The sequence below is a fragment of the Streptomyces sp. YS-3 genome, assembly GCF_045257485.1.
Classification (GTDB): domain Bacteria; phylum Actinomycetota; class Actinomycetes; order Streptomycetales; family Streptomycetaceae; genus Streptomyces.
This window is the reverse complement of sequence record NZ_JBJHPC010000428.1, coordinates 1-6292: the sequence shown is the minus strand read 5'-3', so window position 1 is coordinate 6292 and position 6292 is coordinate 1. Positions and strand designations below refer to the sequence as shown.

Below are 6292 nucleotides of genomic sequence, written 5' to 3'. Positions count from 1 at the left end.
CCCCCCTGGCGGGTCGGGGCTCAGGACTCCGTGCGGTACATCAGATCCACCTCGTGCGTGGTGAACCCCAGCCGCTCGTACACGGTGACCGCCGCCGTGTTGTCCGCGTCCACGTACAGCATCGCCGCCGGCAGTCCCTCCGCCGCGAGGTGCCGCAGCCCCGTCGCGGTGAGGGCCTTGCCCAGGCCCCCGCCCTGTGCGTCGGGCCGGATGCCCACCACGTACACCTCCCCGATGCTCTCCGCCGTGTGCACCTTCGTCCAGTGGAAGCCCACGATCCGGCCCTCGCGCTCGGCCAGGAAGAAGCCCTTCGGGTCGAACCAGGGCTCCGCCTTGCGGTCGTCGAGGTCGCGCTGGGTGAGCGCGCCCTGCTCGGGGTGGTGGGAGAAGGCCGCCGCGTTCACGGCCAGCCACTCCGCGTCGTCCTCCCCGGAGACGAAGGTCCGTACGCTCACGCCCGGCGGGTACACCGGCTCCGCGATGTCGGCCGGGCCCAACGGCCGCCGCATCTGGCGCAGTTCGCGGAACAGGGTGAGGCCCAGGACCTGGGCGAGGTGGCGGGCGGCGGAGTGCCCGCCGTGCGCCCACACCCGCAGCCGCTTGCCGGAGGCGCCGAGCAGCGCCGAGCCGAGCGCCCGGCCGTGGCCGCGCCCCCGGTGGGCGGGGTGGATGACGAGCTCGGCGGCGGGCGCCTCGACGGGGTCGGTGTCCTCCAGCTGCGCGTACCCGATCAGCTCGGACCCCTGGGCCGAGGTGACCGTGAGCAGGAAGTGGCGGATCCCGGGCCGCCGGCCGCCCCGCAGCTGGAGCCGGCCCTGCTCGGACACGGCCTGCTGCCCGTCGGTCCGGGCGGCCTCGGCGAGCAGCGCGAGCACCTCCTGGGCCTGGGAGTGGGTGAGCTCGTCGAGGGTCCGGATCTCACGTCCGGAGGGGCCGGGCACGGCGGGGTCGGTCGTCATGGGTACGAGCCTACGGCGACCGGGGGCAAAACCTGACGTACCGACAAACGGCAACCATCCCGTAACCGCATCCCCCTGTCGCGCTACGCGCGTTGACCCTAGGCTTCCGCTCGCGGCGGCCCGGCCACCGGGTTTCGGCCACCGCGCGACCGGCCCGCAGTCCCGGGCGCACACCACGCTCCACCACCAGCTGAATCGTTTAGGGGAGAGATGACAGCGACACCCCGGAAGCACCACGGCGGCCGTGCCGGCCGCCGGGTCCTGGCGGCAGCCGCCGGCCTCACCACGCTCGGCGCGCTCATCGCCGCGATGCCCGCCGCCGACGCCCACGACAGGGGCCACGGCCACGGGCACCCGAAGCCCGCGCGGACGGTGGACGTCCAGCTCCTCTCCTTCAACGACCTGCACGGCAACCTGGAGCCGCCGGCCGGCTCGGCCGGGGCCGTCAACGAGAAGCAGCCGGACGGGACCGTGAAGTCCATACCGGCCGGCGGCGTCGAGTACCTGGCGTCCTCGCTGCGCACCGCGCGCAAGGGCCACCCGTACTCGATCACCGCCACGGGCGGCGACATGATCGGCGCCAGCCCGCTGCTCTCCGGCCTCTTCCACGACGAGCCGACCATCGAGGCGCTCAACAGGATCGACCTCGATGTGACGGCCGTGGGCAACCACGAGTTCGACGAGGGCGCGGTCGAGCTGGCCCGGATGCAGAACGGCGGCTGCCACCCGGTCGAGGGCTGCTACGAGAAGGGCAAGAAGTTCCGGGGCGCCGACTTCCCGTATCTGGCCGCCAATGTGACCAGCGAGAAGACCGGCAGGCCGATCCTCAAGCCGTACACGGTCTGGAAGAAGAACGGCGTCAAGATCGGCTTCATCGGCGTGACCCTGGAGGGCACCCCGGACGTCGTGACCGCCTCCGGCGTCAAGGGCCTGAAGTTCCACGACGAGATCGAGACGATCAACAAGTACGCCAAGGAGCTCGACCGGCAGGGCGTGAAGTCCATCGTGGCGCTGATCCACGAGGGCGGGATGCCGACGACCAACGCGTACAACTACGACTGCGACTCGGCCGGTCCCGGCAGCGGTCTCTCCGGCCCGATCGTGGACATCGCCAAGGGCGTCACGCCCAAGGTGGACGCGCTGATCACCGGCCACACCCACCAGGCCTACACCTGCACGATCCCCGACCCGGCGGGCAACCCGCGCATGGTCACCTCGGCGGCCTCCTACGGCAAGCTCTTCACCGAGACCACGCTCACCTACGACAAGCGGACCAAGGACATCGTCCGGACCGCCGTGAAGTCGCCGAAGTCGGTGAACCGCGTGGTCAGCCGCGACCAGGCCAAGGCGAAGGACATCACCGACCTGATCGCCCGCTGGAACAAGCTGGCCGCCCCGATCGCGGGCCGCCCGCAGGGCTACATCTCCGCCGACATCAACGGCCGGGGCTCCGAGGCGCCCGAGAAGCCCCTCGGCGACCTGATCGCGGACGCGCAGCTCGCCGGGCTCTCCCCGGCCGACAAGGGCGGCGCCCAGCTCGCCTTCATGAACCCGGGCGGCATCCGCTCCGACCTCGTGTACAAGGCGAGCGGCGGCGAGGGCGACGGGGTCGTCACCTACGGCGAGGCGTTCACGGTCCAGCCGTTCACCAACATGATGAACGTCGTCGACCTGACCGGCGCCCAGCTCGTCCAGGCCCTCCAGCAGCAGGTCAGCGGCGGCAACGCGGCCACGCCGAAGATCCTCCAGGTGTCGAAGGGCTTCAGCTACACGCTCGACATGACCCGGACGGGCGCGGACCGCGTCCTGGTGGACACGGTCCGGCTGAACGGGGTCGCGCTCGACCCGGCGAAGACCTACCGCGTCGCCATGAACGAGTTCCTCGCGGGCGGCGGCGACGGCTTCGCCGCCCTCGGCCAGGGCAAGAACAAGCTGGTCGGCGCCTCCGACCTGGACGTCTTCAACGCCTACCTGGCCGCGAACTCCTCGGCCGCCGCACCGCTCGCGCCCCCGGCCGGCGGCCGGATCACGGTCGTGGGCAAGGTGGCGGGCGAGTAGCGACTTCCGTCGTGGCCGACTTCCCTCGTACGTAGTCGGCTTCCCTCGTACGGGAAAAGGGGCGCCGGGATCTTCCCGGCGCCCCTTCTCACATCCCCGGGGCGGCGGGCGGCGGGGTGGGGGCGCCCGGCAGGCGGACCGTGGCCACCGTGCCGGCGCCGCCGTCCGCCGCCGCGCCGAGCGTGATCGTGCCGCCCGCGTGCTGGACCGTACGGGCCACGATGGACAGCCCGAGCCCCGAACCCGGCAGCGAGCGGGCCGAGGGCGAGCGCCAGAACCGCTCGAAGACGTGCGGGAGTTCATCGGCGGGGATGCCGGGGCCCTGGTCGCGCACGGTCAGGGCGCCCCGGTCGAGGGTGACCTCGACGGTGCCGCGCGGCGGGCTGAACTTCACCGCGTTGTCCAGCACGTTGACGATCGCCCGCTCCAGGGCCGCCGGCTCCGCCCGTACGTACCAGGGCGCCAGCCCGGCCCTGAACTCCAGCTCGGGGCCGCGCAGCCGGGCCCGCTCCAGGGCGACCCGGACGGTGTCGTGGAAGGCGACGACCTCCAGCGGCCCCGCGCGGACCGCGTCCGGCCGGGACAGCTCCTGGAGGTCCCCGATCAGCGCGGCGAGCTCGGTCATCTGCGCCTTGACGGAGGCCATCAGCGCCTTGCGGTCGGCGGCCGGGATGGCCCGGCCGGTCTCCTCGCTCCGCGCCAGCAGCTCGATGTTGGTCCGCAGCGAGGTGAGCGGGGTGCGCAGCTCGTGCCCCGCGTCCGCGATCAGCTGCGACTGCCGGTCGCGCGAGGAGGCGAGGGCGGCGGTCATCGCGTTGAAGGAGCGCGAGAGCCGGGCGATCTCGTCCTCGCCCTCCACCGGGATACGGACGGTGAGGTCCTCGGTGCGGGCCACGTGCTCGACGGTGTCGGTCAGCCGGTCCACGGGACGCAGGCCCGTGCGCGCGACCCACAGACCGGCGGCGCCGCCCGCCACGACCCCGGCCCCGGCGAGCCCCGTCAGGAGCAGCGCCAGCCGGTTGAGCGAGGAGTCGATCTCGGTGAGCGGCCGGGAGAGCGACACGGTGACCACCCGGCCCGCGATCTGCTGGCGCTGGGTGTGCACGCGGACGTCCACTCCGCCGTCGGTGACGGCGGTGTGCAGGGCGTCGAGCCGGTGGCCCCGCGCCACGGCCACGTCCTGGGCGCCGACCTGCACCGGCGGCGACTCGGGGGCCGCGCAGCGGGTGCCGTCGATCAGGACGACCTGGATGTAGGCGAACCCCGACCGCTGGTCGTCGGGCACCGTCGCCGGGGCCCCGCAGGAGGCGAGCGCGGCCTGCACCAGCGTGGGCGGGGCGCTGGTGTTGCGCAGCGTGTTGTCCAGCTCCTCGCCGAGCTGGGCCCGGGTCAGCAGCCAGCACGCCACCGACACGGCCGCGACCGCGACCGCCACGGCCGTCGCCACCAGCAGCGCGAGCCGCGACCGCAGCGGCATCGCCCGGTACCGGCGGACGACTCCGTTCACTCCGCGCCGCCCGAGCGCAGGGCGTACCCCACCCCGCGCACGGTGTGGACCACGCGCGGCTCGCCGCCCGCCTCGGTCTTGCGGCGCAGGTACATGACGTACACGTCGAGGGAGTTGGACGACGGCTCGAAGTCGAAGCCCCAGACCGCCTTGAGGATCTGCTCACGGGTGAGGACCTGGCGGGGGTGGGCCAGGAACATCTCCAGGAGCGTGAACTCCGTACGGGTCAGCTCCACCACCCGCTCGCCCCGGGTCACCTCCCGGGTCGCCAGGTCCATGCGCAGGTCGCCGAAGGCCAGGACGTTGTCGTCGGGCTGCTCGCCGCCCGCCTGCCCGGCGTACGAACTGCGGCGCAGCAGGGCGCGGATACGGGCGAACAGCTCGTCCAGCTCGAACGGCTTGACCAGGTAGTCGTCCGCGCCCGCGTCGAGGCCGGTGACGCGGTCGCCGACGGTGTCGCGCGCGGTGAGCATCAGCACCGGGGTGGTGGATCCGGCGCCGCGCAGCCGCCGGGCGGCGGTCAGCCCGTCCATCCGGGGCATCTGGATGTCGAGGACGATCAGATCGGGCCGGTACGCCTCCGCCTTGGCCAGGGCGTCCAGCCCGTCGACGGCGACCTCCGTCCCGTACCCCTCGAAGGCGAGGCTGCGCTGGAGCGCCTCGCGGACGGCGGGCTCGTCGTCGACGATCAGGATGCGCTGGGTGTCGTCCTCGGCGGCTGCGGGGCTCATCGGTCTGGGGTCTTCCTCGGGGTTCGAATCGGGGCGGGCGCTGTCCAGCGTCGCATGCCGGGCCTGCGCCGGGGGTGAGGATCAGCTGTCGCCGAACCCGCCACCGCCGCTGCTGCTGTCGCCACCGCCGCCGCTGCTGCCGCCGGCGCGGAGGGAGGCGAGGTCGGCCTTGACGGTGTTGACGGGGATGGCGAACCCGAGCCCGATGCTGCCCGCCGAGGCGGAGGACTGGGTATTGGCGGAACTGGGGCTGTACATCGCGGAGTTGATGCCGACGATGTTGCCGTTCATGTCGATCAGGGCGCCGCCGGAGTTGCCCGGGTTGAGCGAGGCGTCGGTCTGGATGGCCTTGTACGTGGTCTTGGACGAGCCGGTGTCACCGTTGAACTGCTGCCCGCCGAACTCGAAGGGCCAGCCGCCGCGCTGCCGCCCCTGCCCCTGCTGGTCCTGTCCCTGGCCCTGCCCCTGCTCCTTGGCGACGGTGACGTCACGGTTGAGGGCGGAGATGATGCCGCTGGTGACGGTGCCGGTCAGGCCCTCGGGGGAGCCGATGGCGACGACCTGGTCCCCGACCCGGAGGTGGTCGGAGTTGCCGAGACTCGCGGTCTTGAGCCCGCTCGCCCCGCGCACCTTGATGAGCGCGAGGTCCTTGTCCGGGTCCGTGCCGACGACGCTCGCGGGGTACGTCTTGCCGTCGCTGGTCCGCACCTTGACCTCGTCGGCGCCCGCGATGACGTGGTTGTTCGTGACGATCTCACCGCCGGAGGTGATGATCACGCCCGATCCGGTGGACTCCCCGGAGGTGGAGGTCGCGCTGATCTCCACGATGCTGGGCGAGACGGCCTGGGCGACGCCGGAGACGGTCCCGGCGGTGCTCCTGGAGGCGTTCGTGCCCGGAACGCCGGGCGCGCTGGCGCTGGTGTCGTCACCGGCCCACCGCTCCACGAGGGTGGCGGTCCCCCCGCCACGGCCGCGGCGGCGATCGCGACGGCGGCGAGAAGCCCGACGGAGCGGCGGGCGCGGCCGTGGGCGGGGGG

The 6292-nt window shown here is 73.0% G+C and carries 4 protein-coding genes and 1 pseudogene; 1 reads left to right on the top strand and 4 read right to left on the bottom strand.

Going from position 1 to position 6292, the window contains the following annotated elements:
- Positions 1–20: 20 nt before the first annotated feature.
- Positions 21–959, bottom strand: coding sequence for a mycothiol synthase (gene mshD, locus ACJA3G_RS27220; protein WP_406555685.1), 939 nt, complete (start codon positions 957–959; stop codon positions 21–23).
- 210 nt (positions 960–1169) lie between these two features.
- On the opposite strand from mshD, the gene ACJA3G_RS27215 reads away from it, so the two are divergent.
- On the top strand, positions 1170–3017 hold the full coding sequence (locus tag ACJA3G_RS27215) for a bifunctional metallophosphatase/5'-nucleotidase (RefSeq protein ID WP_406555684.1): 1848 nt from the start codon (positions 1170–1172) through the stop codon (positions 3015–3017).
- 88 nt (positions 3018–3105) lie between these two features.
- Here ACJA3G_RS27215 and ACJA3G_RS27210 read toward each other — a convergent pair whose 3' ends face one another.
- The 3 genes and pseudogenes from ACJA3G_RS27210 to ACJA3G_RS27200 all read right to left on the bottom strand — a co-directional run.
- Positions 3106–4494: a sensor histidine kinase gene (locus ACJA3G_RS27210; RefSeq protein WP_406555686.1), complete on the bottom strand. Its 1389-nt coding sequence runs from the start codon at positions 4492–4494 to the stop codon at positions 3106–3108.
- Between the two features lie 26 nt (positions 4495–4520).
- Complete coding sequence (locus tag ACJA3G_RS27205; RefSeq protein ID WP_406555683.1) at positions 4521–5255, bottom strand: response regulator transcription factor; 735 nt, start codon at positions 5253–5255, stop codon at positions 4521–4523.
- A gap of 81 nt (positions 5256–5336) precedes the next feature.
- Positions 5337–6292 (bottom strand): annotated as a pseudogene (locus tag ACJA3G_RS27200) (S1C family serine protease); the annotation flags it as partial.